Annotated in this window: 18 protein-coding genes and 1 tRNA gene; 7 read left to right on the plus strand and 12 right to left on the minus strand. The window is 58.2% G+C overall.

The annotated features are described in order from the left end of the window. Positions 1 to 41: 41 nt before the first annotated feature. The 4 genes from E4021_RS03100 to E4021_RS03115 all read right to left on the minus strand — a co-directional run bounded on the left by E4021_RS03100 (position 42) and on the right by E4021_RS03115 (position 3010). A complete protein-coding gene (locus E4021_RS03100) occupies positions 42 to 506 on the minus strand; it encodes a hypothetical protein (RefSeq protein ID WP_136456441.1) in 465 nt (154 codons plus the stop codon). 86 nt (positions 507 to 592) lie between these two features. Continuing rightward, positions 593 to 1549 carry a mechanosensitive ion channel family protein gene (locus E4021_RS03105; RefSeq protein ID WP_136456442.1) on the minus strand — a complete coding sequence of 319 codons (957 nt, stop codon included), beginning with the start codon at positions 1547 to 1549 and terminating at the stop codon, positions 593 to 595. 58 nt (positions 1550 to 1607) lie between these two features. Next, a complete protein-coding gene (locus E4021_RS03110) occupies positions 1608 to 2573 on the minus strand; it encodes a bifunctional heptose 7-phosphate kinase/heptose 1-phosphate adenyltransferase (RefSeq protein ID WP_136456443.1) in 966 nt (321 codons plus the stop codon). A gap of 14 nt (positions 2574 to 2587) precedes the next feature. After that, a complete protein-coding gene (locus tag E4021_RS03115; RefSeq protein ID WP_136456444.1) occupies positions 2588 to 3010 on the minus strand; it encodes a nucleoside-diphosphate kinase in 423 nt (140 codons plus the stop codon). A 91-nt stretch (positions 3011 to 3101) separates the two neighbouring features. On the opposite strand from E4021_RS03115, the gene E4021_RS03120 reads away from it, so the two are divergent. Further along, a complete protein-coding gene (locus E4021_RS03120; protein ID WP_136456445.1) occupies positions 3102 to 4133 on the plus strand; it encodes a DHH family phosphoesterase in 1032 nt (343 codons plus the stop codon). A gap of 4 nt (positions 4134 to 4137) precedes the next feature. Further along, complete coding sequence (locus tag E4021_RS03125) at positions 4138 to 5055, plus strand: FKBP-type peptidyl-prolyl cis-trans isomerase (RefSeq protein WP_168797444.1); 918 nt, start codon at positions 4138 to 4140, stop codon at positions 5053 to 5055. 62 nt (positions 5056 to 5117) lie between these two features. Here E4021_RS03125 and E4021_RS03130 read toward each other — a convergent pair whose 3' ends face one another. From E4021_RS03130 to E4021_RS03150, 5 genes are all read right to left on the minus strand, one after another. Further along, positions 5118 to 5900, minus strand: a complete 783-nt coding sequence (locus tag E4021_RS03130) for an enoyl-CoA hydratase/isomerase family protein (RefSeq protein ID WP_136456447.1) — start codon at positions 5898 to 5900, stop codon at positions 5118 to 5120. A 22-nt stretch (positions 5901 to 5922) separates the two neighbouring features. Beyond that, positions 5923 to 6483 carry an acetolactate synthase small subunit gene (gene ilvN, locus E4021_RS03135; protein ID WP_246050207.1) on the minus strand — a complete coding sequence of 187 codons (561 nt, stop codon included), beginning with the start codon at positions 6481 to 6483 and terminating at the stop codon, positions 5923 to 5925. Continuing rightward, the gene (gene ilvB, locus E4021_RS03140; protein ID WP_136456448.1) at positions 6483 to 8252 is read right to left on the minus strand and encodes a biosynthetic-type acetolactate synthase large subunit; all 1770 of its coding nucleotides are present in this window, start codon (positions 8250 to 8252) and stop codon (positions 6483 to 6485) included. The genes ilvN and ilvB overlap by 1 nt, the downstream gene beginning before the upstream one ends. 19 nt (positions 8253 to 8271) lie before the next feature. Beyond that, a complete protein-coding gene (gene ilvD / locus E4021_RS03145) occupies positions 8272 to 9954 on the minus strand; it encodes a dihydroxy-acid dehydratase (RefSeq protein ID WP_136456449.1) in 1683 nt (560 codons plus the stop codon). A 122-nt stretch (positions 9955 to 10076) separates the two neighbouring features. Next, positions 10077 to 10739 (minus strand): autotransporter domain-containing protein, encoded by a 663-nt coding sequence (locus E4021_RS03150; RefSeq protein WP_136456450.1) that lies wholly within the window; start codon positions 10737 to 10739, stop codon positions 10077 to 10079. 154 nt (positions 10740 to 10893) lie between these two features. Between E4021_RS03150 and E4021_RS03155 the strand changes: the two genes are divergently transcribed. Continuing rightward, complete coding sequence (locus tag E4021_RS03155; protein WP_168797445.1) at positions 10894 to 11970, plus strand: metallophosphoesterase; 1077 nt, start codon at positions 10894 to 10896, stop codon at positions 11968 to 11970. Between the two features lies 1 nt (position 11971). Continuing rightward, entirely contained in the window at positions 11972 to 12937 is a 966-nt protein-coding gene (locus E4021_RS03160; protein ID WP_136456452.1) for a hypothetical protein, read from the plus strand. An 8-nt stretch (positions 12938 to 12945) separates the two neighbouring features. Here the strand turns inward: E4021_RS03160 and E4021_RS03165 are convergent, their stop codons facing one another. The 3 genes from E4021_RS03165 to E4021_RS03175 are packed head-to-tail and all read right to left on the minus strand — an operon-like array spanning position 12946 to position 14605. Beyond that, the gene (locus tag E4021_RS03165) at positions 12946 to 13608 is read right to left on the minus strand and encodes a DUF4159 domain-containing protein (protein WP_136456453.1); all 663 of its coding nucleotides are present in this window, start codon (positions 13606 to 13608) and stop codon (positions 12946 to 12948) included. A gap of 14 nt (positions 13609 to 13622) precedes the next feature. Further along, complete coding sequence (locus tag E4021_RS03170; RefSeq protein WP_136456454.1) at positions 13623 to 14348, minus strand: RsmE family RNA methyltransferase; 726 nt, start codon at positions 14346 to 14348, stop codon at positions 13623 to 13625. 8 nt (positions 14349 to 14356) lie between these two features. Then, the gene (locus E4021_RS03175) at positions 14357 to 14605 is read right to left on the minus strand and encodes a NifU family protein (RefSeq protein ID WP_136456455.1); all 249 of its coding nucleotides are present in this window, start codon (positions 14603 to 14605) and stop codon (positions 14357 to 14359) included. A gap of 308 nt (positions 14606 to 14913) precedes the next feature. Here E4021_RS03175 and E4021_RS03180 point away from each other — a divergent pair, with 308 nt between their 5' ends. From E4021_RS03180 to E4021_RS03190, 3 genes are all read left to right on the plus strand, one after another. Continuing rightward, entirely contained in the window at positions 14914 to 15660 is a 747-nt protein-coding gene (locus E4021_RS03180) for a GLPGLI family protein (protein WP_136456456.1), read from the plus strand. A 30-nt stretch (positions 15661 to 15690) separates the two neighbouring features. After that, positions 15691 to 18393, plus strand: coding sequence for an outer membrane beta-barrel protein (locus tag E4021_RS03185; RefSeq protein ID WP_136456457.1), 2703 nt, complete (start codon positions 15691 to 15693; stop codon positions 18391 to 18393). A gap of 113 nt (positions 18394 to 18506) precedes the next feature. Next, a tRNA-Gly gene (locus tag E4021_RS03190) sits at positions 18507 to 18579 on the plus strand. The last annotated feature ends 31 nt before the right edge of the window (positions 18580 to 18610 follow it).

Genomic DNA, 18610 nt, shown 5'->3' on the forward strand with positions numbered 1-18610 from the left:
TCCACCGGGCTTGGGTTGTTCAGATGCAGGTCTCGAAAGACTTACTCAAGGTCGCCTTCGGGATCAAAGGTGCGCTCGATGTTGGTGAGCAGCTCATCAGACTCACGACGGAAGTCGTTCCAGCCTTGGTTGATGTCACCTTCGAAGTCGTTCCAGCCGGCTTCCCAGTTGGCACCTACACGTTCCATACGCATGTCGATGTCATTGCGGTAAGCTTCGAGTTGGTTGTACTCTTCTTCCATTTCCATGCGGGCTTCTTCAGAAGCACCTTCCATGTCGCGCTCGAGTTCCGTCATACGGGCATCGATATTGGTGCGGGCGTCCTGGAACTCACGCTCGAGTTCGTCGCTTTGGGCGCGGACTTCAGCACCTACGTTAGACAGGGCGTTTTCGGTCTCGTACTCGATCTCATCTGCGGCGTTGTCAGCGGGACTGTTTTCAGCGCAGCTATAGAACAGGCCACTGAAGGTGAGAAGCAGGGCGAGGGATAAAATGCGAATTTTCATAGTTATGATTTTTTGTTCAGGTTACCGGGAGTGCACCGGCTGTATCAATAGTGTTGGTTTGCACTCTTCTCCTTTAAAACAGGTATCTACTGGCCATGTTCGCTGGGGTGTTCCCTACGGTCCGCTCCATTTTTGTTAAAAGCGGCCATATTCTCCGACAGTTTCTCGCCTCCCTTGATTCCGAAGTCGAGGGTACGAATGGGGAATGGAATCATGATATCGTTGTCGTCGTAGACGCGCTTGATGGCCATAATTGCCTCACTTTGAGCATGGAGGTAGTCGGCCTGTCCGCTTTTCCCCATATCCAGCCAGAACCTCAGGGTGTAGTTGATGGAGCTGTCGCCAAACTCGTTGAAGAAAAGTTGCACGTCTTTGGTGTCGTCGTGGGGCACCTTTTCCTTTATCGCGCGGATGGTCAGGTCGCGCACCTTTTCCAGATCGTCCCCGTAACTCACGCCACATGACAGGTCGACGCGCCGCATCCGCAGTTTGGAGTAATTTTTGATGGGTTCCTGGACCACAGTCTTGTTCGGGATCATTACGTCCTGACCTTGCAGCGTGACCAGGGTGGTATGGCGCAGGGTCACCTCATGCACCTTTCCGAAGTAACCGGCAACCTCGATGAGGTCACCTTCGCGGAAGATATTGCGCACCGATAGCATAATGCCGCTGAAAAGGTTGAGGATGGGATCCTGAAAGGCGAGGCCGATGGCCAGACCGACAACGCCGGCACCGGCGAGTACGCTTTTCACCACCCCAGTGAGGTCGAGTACCGATAGAGTGAGAAACAAAAAGGCCAGAACCAGCAATACGGTCAGGAAGGAACTGATCAAGCTCGCCACCGTGGAGTCGGAGACCAGCCGGTAGCTCAGCCGGTTAAAATACTTTTTGGTAAAGCGAGTAACTATGGCCCCGATGACGACCACGATGATGGCCAGCAAGATGTTTGGCAGGTGCCGCAACAGGCTTGCCCACCAACGCTGGAGTTCATCAAATAGCGGCTGGAAGTCAAGTTCCAGTCCGAAAAGTTCAAATAACAGCATGCGTGTAGGGGTATACGTTGAGTTAGACCCCGGTATAACTCTGAATGGAGAATCGTGTTCAAGTGTGGGATTCCCAGGCCGCCCGCAAGGCCGGCAAGTCGACCGACACAACTCCCGGCAGCGCGATTACCTGGGCTCCGGCCAGATTGGCCAGCCGGGCTGAATCACTCAAGGACATACCGGCAGCCAGACCGCAGGCCGCCACGCTAATTACAGTGTCACCGGCACCGCTCACGTCCGCAATCCGACGGGCGTGCGTGGGGTGGATCGCGGATCGCGTGCCGTCGTGGGCATAGATGCCGTGTTCCGAGAGGGTGATCATGACCGATCTGCATTCCAGCCGCTGGAAAAGCTGCGCTGCGGCGCGGTCCAGATCCTCTAATACCGGTCGTACGGCAAAGTCGCACTGCTGCTGGATCTCCCGCAGATTGGGCTTGAAGAGCCCGACACCCCGATAGGACCAGAAATGCCGCTCCTTGGGATCGACGGCCGTTAGAATGTCATGGTTGGCCGCCATTTCCAGTACGCGGCGAATCACCTCGGCCGTCAGGACGCCCTTATTGTAGTCCTGGAGTATGATCAAATCGCAGGGGTTGTCCGTCAGGTGCGCCCCAATGCATTCCAGCAGGCGGTCGGCCGTATCCTGCCGCAGATCTTCAGTGGTTTCCCGGTCCACGCGCAGCAGTTGCTGGCTCTGGGAAATGACGCGGGTTTTCAGGGTAGTGACCCGGTCTGCGTCGCGCTGCAGAAGAGAGGTATCTACCGACCGTTCACGCAAGAGGCAACCGAGTACGCCGGCGCCTTCGTCCTCCCCCACGGCACCGGCGACCCCCGCCCGGACGCCCAAGGCAGCCAAATTCAGGGCTACGTTGGCGGCACCACCGGGGCGGTCTTCCTGCTTCAGGTAGCGCACGACGGGAACCGGTGCTTCGGGACTGATGCGGGTAACCGACCCGTACAGGTAGCGGTCGACCATCAGGTCGCCCACTACCAGTACGCGGAGGTGTGAAAAATCGGGGAACATTATCCGTGGTGGAACTAGGAGAAGATCTCCGTTCCGGCGAAGTGGAAGCTGCCCTCTATGGCCGCGTTCTCGTCGCTGTCGCTGCCGTGTACGGCATTTTCACCGATGCTGGTGGCGTACTTGGCACGGATGGTGCCTTCGGCGGCCTCGTCGGGATTGGTGGCACCAATAAGGGTGCGGAAATCGGCTACGGCGTTCTCCTTTTCCAGGATAGCGGCAACAATGGGGCCGCTGCTCATGAAGGTGACCAGCTCGTCGTAGAAGGGGCGTCCCTTGTGGACGGCGTAGAACTCACCGGCCTTTTCCGCGCTGAGCCAGGTGTACTTCATGGCGACGATGCGGAAGCCGGCCTCGTTAATCTGAGCGAGAATGGCACCGATGTGACCGTTTTTGACGGCATCGGGCTTGATCATGGTAAAGGTGCGGTTGGTAGCCATGGGTGGGTATGTTATTGTTTGAGCGGGCAAAAGTAGGAAGTTTTGGCCACCCCAGCATTTTTTCGGAACTTTGCGCGTCTTTTTGCACCTTATGGACGATCGAATAGAAAAAGCCAGACGGCTGCTGGCCCAACGCCAGGAGATCGTTATCTTCAGCCACCGCAACCCGGACGGTGACGCCGTGGGTTCCAGCCTGGGCCTACAGCACTACCTCGAAAGCCAGGGGCATAGCTGCCAGATTCTGCTGCCCTCGGACTATCCGGAGTTCCTGACCTTTCTGCCCGGTATCCAGTCTATCGTCATCTACGATAACGATCCGGAGCTGGCGCAGGACATCATCAAGAATGCCACCCTGTTCTTCATCCTGGATTTCAACGCCTTCGACCGCATCGACCGCATGGCGGACGGTCTGGCGGACGATCCCCGGCCGCGGATCATGATCGATCACCACCTATACCCGGACGAAATCGCCGATCCGATCTTCAGCGACCCAACGGCCAGCTCTACCTGTGAGCTGATCTACCGCTTCATCGACGACCTCGGACACCGTTGCCACGTCGGCAAGGAGATATCCGACAGCCTGTATACCGGAATCCTGACCGATACCGGAGGCTTTAAATACAGTACCTCCCCTGCCCTGCTCCGTACGGCTGCCGAACTGCTGGAGGCCGGTACCGACGCCTACAAGATCGCCGATCACGTCTGGAACAACCAGTCTGAAAAACAACTTCGCCTCCTTGGCCATTGTCTGGCCAACCGGATGGAACTCATTCCCGAATACCGTACCGGACTTATATACCTGAACAAGAAGGACTACGAGGATTTTGACATCCAGCGTGGCGATACCGAAGGGATCGTCAATTACGTGCTCAGGATGCCACAAATTATGATCGCCGCCTTCATTCACGAGCAACCGACAATCGTCAAGCTCAGCCTGCGGTCCAAGGGCACCATGGACGTGCAACAAATCGCCAAAGCCCACTTCAGAGGGGGCGGGCACCGCAATGCCGCAGGGGGTGCTAGCTTTGCCCCCCTTGGCGCCACAATCAATCGCTTCAAACGCCAACTGCCCAAATACGCGGCGGAAATTGAGGCCGCTTATTTGGAATTCAACAATCAATAATTTTATGCAAACCAGAATTTTCCTCCTCTTCGCAGGATTATCGCTTTTTGCTGCCTGTGGAGACTCGGGCAAGGAAGGCATGATCACCACCGACCTGGGCAACCGCTACAGCTACGTCACCACCAACGACGACGGCCAACTGGCGAACGCCGGCGACTATATCTACTTCCACGCCCAGCTTAAGACGGAGGGCGACAGCGTAGTGATCGATACCCGCGAGGGCGGCGGCGACCAACCAGTGATCCAGGCGCTTTCGGACAGCATCGTCAACGAAAACACCGGCCCCGTAGAGGACATCGTCCGCAAACTGCGCGTCGGAGAACGCGCCATCATCCGCACCAACATCAGCGAGTACCCGCCCCAGGCCAAGCCCCAGGGCATGGAAAACGATAGCATCCTGCTGTACGACATCGAGGTAACCGAAGTGGTGAACCAGGAAGAATTTAACACCCGCCAGGAAGCACTTCGCGCCGAAGCCATGGCCAAGGCCGAAGAGATTCGCGCCCGGGAACCCCAGGTGATGGAGTTCACCGATCAGGTGTACCAGGACTACAAGTCGGGCACGCTGGAGAGCGAGCTGCAGACTACGCCAAGCGGAGTGAAGTACATCATCCACGAAGAAGGAAGCGGCAAGGAAGCCGAAGCCGGACGCGGCGTAGTGGTGCAGTACATAGGACGTCTGACCTCAAACGGTGAGGTATTCGACCAGAGCTTCGAGCGCGGACAGGGCATCCCCTTCCCCCTCGGAACCGGACGGGTGATTCCCGGTTGGGACGAAGGCATCGACCTCCTGCAGGAAGGCGACCGCGCTACCCTGATCATCCCCGCCGAAATGGGTTACGGTGCCCAGGGCACCCCTGACGGCAGCATTCCGCCGAACAGCGAACTGATGTTCTACGTCGAATTGGAACAGGTACAATAGCCTGCCGGAAACTGATCTTAAGTACAGCGGCCCCTTCCTTCCCGGAAGGGGCCGCTGTCGTTTTATTTTCCGCGGAAGTTGGCGATGCGCTTTTCTACGAACGCCGAGGCGCCCTCGCGAAAATCCTCGGTTTTCGTCACCGCCCCGAAGGCCGCCGCTTCGGCCGCGTAGCCCTCCTTGCCGTCGTAGTAGGCATTGATCGCGCGGATACTCTGCTGTATCGCAATGGGCCCCTTGCTGCCGATCACGCGCAGCAGCTCTACGGCCTTTTCCCGCGCTTCCTCCTGGGGCAGCACGTAATTAACCAGTCCGAGACGGTGAGCTTCCTGCGCGTCGATACGGTCTCCGGTCAGGATCAGTTCGGTCGCTTTGCCCTTACCGATGTATTGATTCAGGCGCTGCGTCCCTCCGTAACCGGGGATGATTCCCAGGTTGACTTCGGGTTGCCCGAAACTGGCATTTTCTGTCGCCACGCGCAGGTGGCAGGCCATTGCCAATTCGCAGCCGCCACCGAGGGCAAACCCGTTCACCAGGGCGATCACCGGGCGGTGGAACCGCTCAATGAGAAAGAATATTTCGTGGCCCCGTTGCGCCATGGTTTCGCCGTTGCCGTCTTCGGCTACCGCCAGAAATTCCTTGATGTCTGCACCGGCCACGAAAGCGCGATCTCCGGCCCCGGTCAGAATGACGCCGTGGAAATCATCGTGATCCTGGTAGCCCGCGGAAAAGAAATGGCGGATCTCAGTGAGGGTCTGTACGTTGAGGGCGTTTAGCGCCTTGGGTCGGTTGATGGTGAGGAAGATTATGCGATCTTTCACTTCCACCAGAAGGTTTTCGTAGGTCATGGGGGTTAATATACCCTCCTTTTCAGTTTCCTACGCCGGCCTCGATTTCCTGCAGGTAACTGTTCAGTCGCTCCATGGGCTTTACGATAGCCACGCGGCCAGAGCGAACGAATTCATAGAGGCCTACCTGCCGAAGTTCCGTCAGCAGGGCCTCGGTTTCGTATTCGTGGCCGGTCTTTTCTATGACGACGTATTCCGGTTCGATAAGGAGGACCCGGGCGTTGTGGCGCCGTATGAGCATCTCCACCTCGTTGCCGTTGTTGAATACCTCGATCGGGACCTTGTAGAGGGCTATTTCCTGGTAGACGATGTCCTTGTCCTCGTAGTAAAAGGCTTTGAGGACGTCGACCTGCTTGTCCAATTGGGCTACCAATTTAATGACCATCTCCTCCGTGACTTCGACTACGATGGTGAAGCGGTGGATGGACTCGTCGCTGCTCGCGCTGGTGGTCAGGCTGCTGATATTCAGGTTGCGGCGGTTAAAGATGCCGACTACGCGGGACAGCAAGCCGGTCTGATCTTCAGTGAATACCGTGATGGTGAAGGAACGCTTCATGCGGCGGGGATTGAGGAGAAGGGACATTAGCGTTGTGGATTCAGGTCTTCAGGACCGAGGATGACCTCACTGATGGATTTTCCGCTCGGTACCATCGGGAAAACGTTGTCTTCCTTCACCGTATGGAGGTGTAGCAGGTACGGGCCGGTGTGGGCCAGCATTTCCCGGATCGCGTCGTTTACCTCCGCCGGATCCTTTACGGAACGGCCCGCTACGCCAAAGCCGCGGGCTATGGTCACGAAATCAGGATTCTGCAATTCCACGGAGCTGTAGCGTCGCTTGTGAAACAATTCCTGCCACTGGCGGACCATGCCCAGGTAATTGTTGTCAAGCAGGACAATCTTTACCCCGACGTTCCACTGGGCGCAGAGACCGAGCTCTTGCAGGGTCATCTGGAACCCACCGTCTCCGATGAAGGCCACGACTTCCCGGGAGGGGTCGGCGTATTTGGCTCCGAACGCGGCTGGCAAACCATAGCCCATGGTACCCGCGCCTCCGGAGCTGACCCACTGGTCGTGCCCCTTGTATTCGTAGTAGCGGGCGGCCATCATCTGGTGCTGGCCGACGTCGGTGGCCACAATGGCCCGACCGTCGGTTTGCCGGCTGACTTCGCGGATCACCTGACCCATACGAATCTGGCCATCGGTAGTTGGCTTAATTGCTTCGCTGATGACGCGTTGCTGTTCAATTTCCGCGCATTGGCGAAAACGCGCCACCCAATCGGGATAGGTCTTTTCGTCGAGCAGCGGGAGCAACTGTTCGAGCACTTCGCGGGCGTCGCCCAGGACGGGGGCTACGGCCCGGACGTTCTTGTTAAGTTCGGCGGGGTCTACTTCGATGTGGACCACCTTGGCGTCGGGAAGGTATTGATCCAGCCGGCCCGTTACCCGATCGTCAAACCGCATCCCGATGGCGATGACTACATCGGCCTCGTTCTGGAGAAAGTTGGGGCCGTAATTGCCGTGCATGCCCAGCATCCCGGTGAAGAGCGGATGATCATTCGGCAGCGTCGACAAACCGTGGCAGGTTACTCCTACGGGGATGCCCGTGTGGTCTACGAACTGGCGAAATATTTCCTGGGCGTGGGCGATGTGTATACCGTGGCCGGCGAGGATCATGGGCCGCGAAGCACCGTTGATCAACTCAGCGGCAGCCCTCAGTTCACGTCCCTTGGGCTTGTTGTGCGGTACGTAGCTGCGGATAGACAGTTCCTCCGGATAGGCGAAATCAACCATGGCCAGCTGGGCGTCCTTGGTGATGTCGACCACCACCGGCCCGGGCCGACCACTGTTGGCGATAAAAAAAGCTTTCTTGAATACCCAACCAATCTCTTCCGGTTTGGTGATCTGGTAGTTCCATTTGGTGACCGGAATGGTGCTGTTGACCACGTCCACTTCCTGAAAGGCGTCGCTGCCCAGCAAAAAGCTTGGTACCTGACCCGTAATGGCGACAATGGGAAGACTATCGAGTTGGGCATCGCAGAGTCCGGTAATCAGGTTGGTAGCCCCCGGTCCGGAGGTGGCCATGCAAACGCCGGTGCTGCGCTTGATACGGGCGTAGCCCTCAGCGGCGTGGATGGCGCCCTGCTCGTGGCGGGGCAGGATATGGGTGATCTGGTCTTCGAAATCGATCAGCGCGTCGTAAACGGGCATAATGGCCCCGCCGGGGTACCCGAAGATGGTGTCTACACCCTCATTGACGAGGCACTGCAGCAGTGCGTGGGCCCCACTAATGCGCTGGGTACGGGGGGTCCCGTTTTGCCGGGTGGGTGACAGGGTTTTGGACAATTGGGCCATGGAAAAATAATTTACTCGGCTAGCGATCGGTTACGCAGCCTTCTGATGCACTACTTACGGAACGGGCGTACTTGCGGAGCACGCCGAAGGTGGCTTTCTCCGCCGGGGCTCGCCAGGCGGCGCGGCGCCGCCGCAGGGTTTCTTCGTCTACCTCCACATTGAGGACGTTAGTGTCGGCGTCAATGTTGATGATGTCTCCCTCCTCCACCAATGCCAGTGGGCCGCCGACCTGGGCTTCGGGGCTGATGTGACCCACCACGAAGCCGTGGGTACCTCCGCTGAAACGGCCGTCGGTAATGAGGGCAACCTGTTTGCCCAGGCCCTGCCCCATGATTTCACTGGTGGGTTTGAGCATTTCCGGCATTCCGGGCCCGCCCTTGGGTCCACAGTACCGGATCACCACCACGTCACCCGCCTTGATCTGCCGTTGACGGATGGCGGTATTGGCGGCGGCTTCGGAATCAAAGACGCGGGCCGGACCCATGAAATGCGTTCCTTCCTTACCGGTGATCTTGGCCACACTGCCCTCCGTGGCAAGATTGCCGTACAGTATCTGGAGGTGGCCGGTGGCCTTGACCGGACGATCAAGAGGGTGAATGATGTGCTGGCCTTCGCGCAGGCTTTCCACCTCGATGAGGTTCTCGGCCAGCGTTTTACCGGTCACGGTGAGGCAATCGCCGTGCAGCATACCTTGTTTCAGCAGTTCCTTCATCACGGCTGGCACGCCGCCGACGTAGTAGAGATCCTCCATGACGTACTTGCCGCTCGGCTTCAGGTCAGCCAGGAAAGGCGTGCGGTCGCTGATACGCTGGAAGTCGTCGATGGTGATGTTGATACCGGCACTGCGGGCAATGGCCAGCAGGTGCAGTACGGCGTTCGTGCTGCCGCCAAGTACGGTCAGCGTGACGATGGCATTCTCGAAAGACTCGCGCGTCAGGATGTCCAAGGGCTTGATATCCCGCTGCAGCAGTTCAAGCATATGGCCGCCCACCCTGGCGGTGTCGGCCCGTTTATCGGGGTGATTTGCCGGGATACTGCTGTTGTAGGGCAAGGCCATACCCATAGCCTCGATAGCGGTCGCCATGGTGTTTGCGGTGTACATACCCCCGCAGGCCCCGGAGCCGGGGCAGGCGTGCCGGATCACGCCTTCGTACTGGGTTTGGTTGACTTCTCCGGTGCGGTACTTGCCCAGCACCTCGAAGGCGGAAACGACGTCCAGCTTTTCCTCCTTATAGCAGCCGGGGCTGATGGTGCCACCGTACACCAGAATGGCGGGCCGATTAAGCCGGCAAAGCGCTATCATGGCTCCGGGCATATTCTTGTCGCAGCCTACGACGGTTACCAGGGCGTCATACCACTGCGCGCCCGCCACCGTCTCAATACTGTCGGCGATCACGTCGCGGCTCGGCAGGCTATAGCGCATGCCGTCGGTACCCATGCTCATTCCGTCACTGACGCCGATCGTATGGTAAATCAGGCCCAGCAAATCATTCTCCGCGTTGACCCCGGACTTGACCTCCCGCGCCAGGTCATTGAGGTGCATGTTGCAGGGATTGCCCTCCCACCCCGTGCTGACGATACCCACCTGTGCCTTGTCCATGTCTGCGTCGGTCAGACCGATGCCGTAGAGCATGGCCCGGGCGGCGGGCTGTTCGGGGTTGTTGGTAACGTTGCGGCTGTAATGGTTCAGTGGTCGGATCATAGATAGCGAATAGTAAATAGCCGCCCTCCGTTGATGGAGAGCGGCTATATCGCTACAAGATACCGTAGGGTACTGCGCGATCTGAAATCGCTATTTTGGAGAATTACGACGTCCGGCCAGGACTAATACCGACGCTTGTCCAACCGAAACGTAGCCTGGATTCCCAGCTGGTAGGTCAGCAGTCGGCTCTCGGAAGTTGCCGCCCCCCCTTCCGCGTCGGGGATATCGACGCCGTCGAAGTCGGAAAAATGATATCGCACGCCGGCAAGGGGCGTAATGGTCAGCAAATTGCTGAGTCCGAAGTCGAGACCGATGCCGCCCGCCAGACTCGCCGTGGTGGAACTGCCAGAGTAGGCGCCATCGAGGGTGGCCAACGTGTGGCGCGATATCCCGGGGGCTACCTGCAGGAAAAATCCCTTCTCTAGTTGCGGACCTTGCTTGCCGAAGGTCGGACAGTCGCAATCGGTAGCCAGGTCAAAGACGTAGATGTTTGTTTTGAACTGAAACCCGTAAGTTTTCCAATCCTGCGTACTTTCATTCAGGGCATAGTACACAGTTGGCAGAAATTCAATTCGTTGCTTAGGTAGCCTGAACCAATAGTTCAAGGCTACTTCCGTTCCATCTGCATAATCCAGTGGATGCTCGAGTGCAGGTCCGTTATCGTAAGAAAGCGTAGCCTGATTGAAGTTGCGGAAGACGCTCAACCCTACCTGAGCCGACAGTGAGGAGGTAAGCAGGACGGCCGGCAACAAGAGGATGAGGAAGCGAAAAGTAGCGTTGGTCATTGTGTGCGAACGCCCGGTGCCGCACCAAAATTGCACCGCGGCCGGGGCAGGGTGCGGCACCCGCGGCAGCGCCTGATTAGTAGCCCCTTAACAGAAGGCAGGCAACCTAGTGTCAAGTGGGGGGGTTAACTTTGATGTAACTCAACTAAACTTTTTGCTCCCGCTCCTCCTCTCATCCCTCCTGGCTGTGTCCGCGGATTCCCTCCCCCCCGACGGACCCTACCTCTTTTACGAGAGCGATTCTCTGGTGGCCCACTGGGCCGATACCGAAGAGCGGACGACCGGGAAAGTGGTCTTTAGCCCCGATAATTTTGCGGCGCTTCCCGAGTTTGCCTCCTTCGATCCGGGTTACGTAGACCCCGACCGGAGTTTTATTCCGGAAACCACCGCCCATTATTCCGGCGTGAGCAAGGTCGCGGCCATCAGCGACATCCACGGACAATTTGAAACCGGTCGCGAACTCCTGCGGGCCAACGGCATCATCGACAGTGCCTCCAACTGGGCGTACGGCGACGGGCACCTCGTCATCGTCGGTGACATTTTCGACCGCGGTGACCAGGTGACCGAATTGCTTTGGTTGGTCTACAAGCTCGAACAGCAAGCCGACCGGGCGGGTGGCCGCGTGCATTTCTTGCTGGGCAACCATGAGACAATGATCCTGGAGGGCGACGAACGCTACCTTAATGCCCGCTACCGTACCACCAGTGGACTGATCGGGGAATTTTACAAGGACCTGTACGGACCGAACACCTACCTGGGGCGGTGGCTGCGGAGTCTGCCCTTGGCCGTGGAAATTAACGATATCGTATTCATCCACGGTGGACTGAGCCGAAGCGTAGTGCGGGAAGTGCGCAGCATCGACCAGATCAATCAGCTCTACCGCGATTATCTCATTGACGCCGAGGACCTATCCTCCGTAACTGATAAGAGCGCCCGCCTTGAGTTGCTTTACGGCCGCACGGGCCCCCTATGGTACCGGGGCTACTTTAGCCGGGAAGGATTCTCGGAGCAGGACCTGAAGTTTGTGCTGCGCAAGATCGATGCGAAAGGTATCGTGGTCGGCCATACCAGCTTCACAGCCGTGAGCAGTTACTTCGATAATCGGGTGATCGCGGTCGACTCAAGCATCAAATTTGGCAGTGTCGGGGAGATTTTAATTATCGAAGATGGGTCGTATTTTAGGGGAACCATCAGTGGGAAGCGAATCCCACTGAAGGGTTCGACTAAATGACATGCGACTCACTACTCTCCTACTCCTCTTTTCGGCCGCGCTGACGGCCCAACCGTCACTCTTCGATGCCCTGTACACCCAGGGTGATACGGCGGTAATCAGCCTGTCAACCGAATGGAAGCCCCTCGTCCGCAAGAAAAAGGACAAAGAATACCAACCGCTGACCCTCACCGTAAACGGGTACACCCTTCCGGGAGAGGTACGCACCCGCGGCCATATGCGCCTGGAAGTCTGTCGTTTGCCTTCTCTAAAGGTCAAACTTGACAAGGAGATGCTGACCGGTCTTGGCTATAGCGCACTCAATGATCTGAAAGTGGTGTTGCAATGCACCAACAGCTCAACGGGTGAATCTTACCTGCGGCGCGAGAAGTTGATGTACGATCTGTACGCGCTGGTCAGCGATTTTCACCACCGTACGGTGCCCATTCGACTTATCAACTCCGAAGGCGATACGCTACAGGGTTTTCTGGTGGAAAGCGAGGAGCAACTCGAGCAACGGTACCAGGCACGTATCGTAGAGAGTGATCGCGTGAGCACAGGTTCCCTTGACAAGCAGACATACATCAGCATGTGCCTGTTCAATTACCTGATTCTGAATACGGACTGGAGCGTGTACAACCGGCATAATGTCGAATGCCTGCGCCCGGACGAGGGAGTGGCCTATCTACCCATCCCCTACGATTTTGACTACAGCGGCCTGGTGGGCACCCACTACGCGGTGCCCCACGAATCGATGGAGATCCTTTCCGTGAACCATCCCAAATTCCTGGGTCGGGGCATAACCCTCCCAGAACTGACTACGGCCGCCAAATTGTTTTTGAGTCGGGAGGCGGAGATGCGGCGCCTGATTGAAAGTTACCCCGAACTCGATCGCCGTCGCCGGAAATTCATGTTGGAGCGGCTGGATGATTTCCTCGAGGAGCTTTCCGACGAAAAGGCCCTCACCGACCTGGTGGATGCCCGCTGAGGATCGTCCTACTGCTTGAAAGCAAATTCAATTACGTTGGCCCCCATCTGCAGGGCGGCGGCCCGTACCTCGGGCGGGTCGTTGTGGACCGATTCGTCCTCCCAACCGTCGCCCAGGTCGGAACTGAAGGTGTAAAAACACACCAGCCGGTCTTCCCAGAATAGGCCAAAGCCCTGCGCGGGTTGCCCGTCGTGCTCGTGTATTTTGGGAAGGCCACCCGTAAACGTATAGGTCTGACGGTATATGGGATGGTCGAACGGCAGTTCGATGAAGGAGAGTTCCGGAAAGACCTTTTCCATAGCTACCCTTACGTAGGGGTCCATGCCGTAATTATCGTCGATGTGCAGGAAGCCCCCGCCGATCAGGTAGTTCCGGAGGTTTTCGGCCTCGGCGGAGGAAAAGACCACGTTGCCGTGACCGGTCATGTGAACCCACGGATAGTTAAACAGCTCGGCACTGCCTACGTCTACCGTACCGTAATCGAGCGCGAAATTGGTCCCCAGCGCCCGGTTGCAGAACGCGGCCAGGTTAGGCAGCGCGGTTGGGTTGGCGTACCAGTCGCCGCCCCCATTGTACTTCAGCAGGGCCAACTGCAGGCGGGCGCCGCTCTCGGTGACCGGAGCGGAAGAGGATAGAAAAGCCAGGGCAATCAGCAGGACAAGGGTTCGCATGTAGGGGTAACGCATCAGCCGGGGGGCTGGATTATGCCCCAATTGGCGGATTCTATCGTATGTACGGCAGTAAGCGCCGCGGTTTCGGTACGCAACCGGTGAGGCCCAAGACTTACGAACCGAAAATCGCGGGTGCGTGCCGCTTCGGCTTCCGACGGACTGAAGCCCCCTTCGGGACCGATCGCGACGACCGTGTCGCGTCCGGGGCGCAGAGCGTGGGACAGCAAAGGGACTTCCTCCTCCCCGAGGTAGGCCAGGAAGCGGTCTCCCCCTTCAGGAATAGCATCAAGGGCATCCTGCCAGGAGACCAAATCTCCCAGCGTGGGCAACCAGGCTCGCAGACTTTGCTTCATGGCGGATTGGAGGACGCGCTCCAATCGGTCGGCCCGCAGGCGTTGGCGCTCGGAGTGTTCGGTAATCATGGGCTGGATGTGGTCTACGCCTATTTCCGTAGCCTTTTCCAGGACCCACTCGAAGCGATCAATATTCTTCGTCGGGGCGACCAATAGCGTCAGGGAATGTGGTGTCCGGTAGGGTTCCCGGCGGAGCAGCACGACGTCGAGTACACATGCGCGTTTGCTGATCTCCAGTACGCGGCCGCGGTACCAGCCGCCTCGACCATCGACCAGGTCGAGTTCGTCGCCGACCCGCTTGCGCAGCACGCGAATGGCGTGGCGGGCTTCTTCTTCGGCAAGGTGATGCACCCCTTCACTAAGGTCGGAATCGTAAAAAAGCTGCAAGGGATGCTTTAATTAACGGCCACTACCCCATTGATCTGGGGAAGTTTACTCTTAATGGCTTGTTCGACCCCTGCCTTCATGGTCATGGCGGTCATAGAGCAGCCGTGGCAAGCACCGAGCCACTTGATCTCGACGATTCGGCTGTCGCTGACGTTCACCACTTCGATGTTGCCGCCGTCGATGGCCAGGTGGGGGCGGACCTCATTAAGGGCAGCATCCACACGCGTGATCAGGCTACTTCTTTCCTCAGGCGTCATCGGGTAGGGGTTTGGCACGGAAGGTAAACAATGCGAAGCTAGGTTTTAGTTGTCTCTCCGGGTCTTACCCGCTGCAGAAGTCGTTCAGGCACCCTGGCCTGGGCGTGTGAAAGCCGAAAGATCCCCCGCCACCCGATTCAGGTATTGGTGGACAGCACCGATAGGAAGCAGGCTTATCCGCTACGCGCGAACCGTAGATGTAAAGACCCCGGTAATCCGCTCCCAGGGCAGAATGGTAGAAATGACGTCCGCCCAGCCGGAGATATTTGGCCCTGCAAACTATTTTACGGGATACCACTACTTTACGTATGCTTCGTTTCCTCCTGCTCCTCTTTGCATTTGCCACCGTATACGGCACCCGCGCCCGCGCCCAGATCACCCACGGAACGATCGACTACCGCGAGCACCGTGAATTTCCGGTATGGGACGGGATGTCAATCGATCAACAGAAACGCATGGAGGAGATGAAAGCGGAGGGTGCCTTTGACCAGACGGGGCGCCTGACCTTCAACCAGGATGCATTTTCCTACCAGCAACTCGAGAAAGACAATCCGACGGAAGGCCGCAGGGGGTGGTGGGGCTCACGGACCGAAAACCCAGACGTATACTACACCAGTCTGCTCGACAGCACGGTCACCGACAAGCGGCAGATCATGGACCGCTCCTTCATCATGCAGGACCGCTGGTTGGTACCGGAGTGGGAGATCCCGGCCAACCAACGCGCCAATATGGCCTATACCCTACCCAGCAAGGTGGCCTACGCCATCTCACCCGAGGGAGATACCCTGACGGCCTACTTCACCGAATCCATTCCGCTGGGCATCGGTCCGCGCGGATACGGCGGCCTGCCCGGGGCGATCGTATACCTGAAGGTGGAGAACGAGGGCGTCTTTACCGAGTACACCATGCAAACCATGCAACCCAACCCTACGGATCTGGTACTGAAAAAGCCCGAAGACGGCGACATCATCACCCGAGAAAAGTTCCAGGAGGTAGCCGAAAAACGCCGCGAGGTGATGGAACGCCGCCGGCGGGGCTGGGAACGCCGCTATTAACCCTATCACACTACCCAAGAACACCCCACTATGAAAATCCTTTCCCTCCTGTGCCTCTGCTTCGTGGCGGCCGGCTTGCACGCCCAATCCGAGATCAGCGCAACGGTAGTTGATACTACGGGTACCACCCTGCCGGGTGCCAACGCCATTTTGCTGCGCACTTCGGACACGCTGCTTACTTCCTTCGGTACCACCAACAATAAGGGCGTGTTCATCATGCAGAACGTCCCGGCCGGGGAGTACATCCTGCGGGTATCCTTTCTCGGCTTCGAGCGGCCGGATCAACCCCTCACGATTACCGCTTCCGATCAGTACCTCGGACTTGGCGAACTGCGGATGTACCCGGCGGGCTTCCAACTTACCGGAGTGGAGGTGACGGCCGACCGGATCCCGATACGGATGAAGGGGGACACCATGCTCTACGACGCCGAAGCCTTTGCGGTAGGTGAGAATGCCAAGGTGGAGGACCTGTTGCGGCGGCTGCCCGGCATGAGCATCGACGCCAACGGCCAGCTGACCTGGCGGGGCAAACCGGTGCAGGAGGTGATGATCAACGGTAAGCCCTTCTTCGCCGGGAATTCTACCCTGGTGACGCAAAATCTCGACGCCAAAGCCCTGAAGAACGTCGAGGTATTCGATCAGAAGTCGGACAACGAGGAGATCACCGGCATCGACGACGGAGAGGAAAACACCACCGTCAACCTGGAAATGAAGGAGGAATTCAAAGCCAAGGTATTCGGTGAACTGTACGGCGGCGTGGGCACTTCCGGCAGCACCGACGACCAGCGGTACGATGCCGGGGGCAAGCTGTTCCGCATCAGCGACGCTACCCAGATCGGCGTACTGGCCACCATCAATAATGTCAATCGCGTGGGCTTCACCGGGGATGAACTCATGAACTTCAACCGCAGCTCCGGGCGGGGAAGCTGGTATTCCACGGGCGGGCAGGGCTCCCTACCCTACTACGACGGCGGACAGACGCCCGGCCAGAACCGCAGTATCGCGGCAGGTGTAAACTTCGGGCGCACGGTGGGCGAGAACGGGCAACTGACGATGGACTACACCCTCTTCGACCGGAAACAGGCCCAGCTGGTCGTGGAACGACAGGCCTTTACGCGCGCCAACAACCGCCGCACGGTCAGCTCCGCGCAACGCGACGCCTCGACCAACTATTCCCACCGGGTGAGTTTCGAATACGAGCACGAGTTGGATACCATTTCCCGTCTGACCGTGGAGGGAGCCGGCTACTTTTCCGGCAACGAGAACCGGGGGTTGGCCGTAACGGAGGTGACGAGCGATGACGTACCCAGCGATGAGTACACCGTAGAGGAATTGTCGGACGGCCTGTCGCCCGGGGGAAATGTCGGCATGCGCTACAACACCCGCCTTGGCGGCAAACGGGGCCGCACGTTCGGTGCCAATGCCTCGGGCTCTTACGCCAAAAACCAGACTGACCTGGAGGTACTTACCGAGGGGCTGGACGAAAACGGATCGGGCTCCCTGGCCATCGCGGGCAGTTTGCAGAACGGCCTGCAGTTGCAAAACCGGCGCACGAATTCAGTGAACTTGAACGGGGAGGTAAACTATACCGAACCCCTTACGGAGAAGCTTCGGCTCGAGACCGAGCTGGGCTATGGCTTCGACGAGGATGAGGGTGATTACCGCTTCCGGCTCGATGAGGAAAGTACCGTTAATCTGCTCACCCGCCGGTGGACTTCGCTGCGCGGCGGTACCGGACTCATATACCGCTACGGCGAACGCAACAACCTGCAGGCGGGACTCGACGTCCAAAGAAACAGCCTGCAGATCATGGGCGATACCGCGCGGCTTTCAAACTACACCTACCTGCTGCCGAACCTGGGCTACCGCGTCAACGCCGGAAAGGCGAACATCCGCTTCCGGTACAACAGCCGCGTACAGACGCCCTCAGTACAGCAGCTGCAAACCATCGCCCGACCCAGCCTTACCGGCCGCGTGACGGTGGGCAATCCCGACCTGGACCCCGCCGTGAACCACAATCTGAGCGCCAATTTCTGGTTTAACGACCAGTTCCGGGCCCTGAACTTCTACGGTTCCTTCGGGGGTGGCTATACCGATAACGCCTTCGGCAACAGCCTGACCTTCACCTCCAATCAGCAGATCTACCAGACGGTTAACGTGAGTCACGCCTGGAACAACTACGCCTACGTGGGCTCCACCATCGGCATGGCCTTCATGAACGGGGAACTGCGGCTGAACGCCAACTCGAACGGGAGCCGCGGACAGGGTTTTGTGGAGGGGTTGGCCCGCACCAACATCTCCCGAAATCTTTCCGCCTCCGGTGACCTGACCACCGAATTCAACGAAAAGACCTTTTTGAAGGCCGGGTACACCTACTCCCAGAACGTCAACAGCTTCGACGACGAGGAAAGCGTGGATATCGTGACGGTGACCCACGATCTGCTGGCCCAGTTCGAACTGGAGGTGAGTCCAAAATGGCGGTTGGAAACGCGTTTTCTCTACCGGATCTTCGAAGCCGCATCCTTTGCCGGTGCCACCAACATCCCCGACCTCCGGGCGCGCGTTGAATTGCGCCCCTTCAAGAAGGCTGGCCACTACTTCGTGCTCGGCGGAGAAGACCTCCTCAACCAGAATACCGTGATCAACCGCCAGGCCCAGGCCTTCGTGACCACCGAGACGATCAGCAACGGGCTGGGTCGCTATTTCCTGGCCACCTTCCACTACCAGCTATAGCGCGTGACGGACAAGTTTTTCAAAGTTTTCCGCCTAATGCTTGCACACCTTTCACGGGTCGGCCTATATTTGCAGCGCTTTAGAAATAAAGCATGGCTGAGCAGCCAGCAGACGCGGATGTAGCTCAGTTGGTAGAGCGCAACCTTGCCAAGGTTGAGGTCGCCGGTTCGAACCTGGTCATCCGCTCGAACGAGACAAAGCCGCTTCTCTCCGGAGA

This window comes from Neolewinella litorea (genome assembly GCF_004803465.1).
GTDB lineage: Bacteria > Bacteroidota > Bacteroidia > Chitinophagales > Saprospiraceae > Neolewinella > Neolewinella litorea.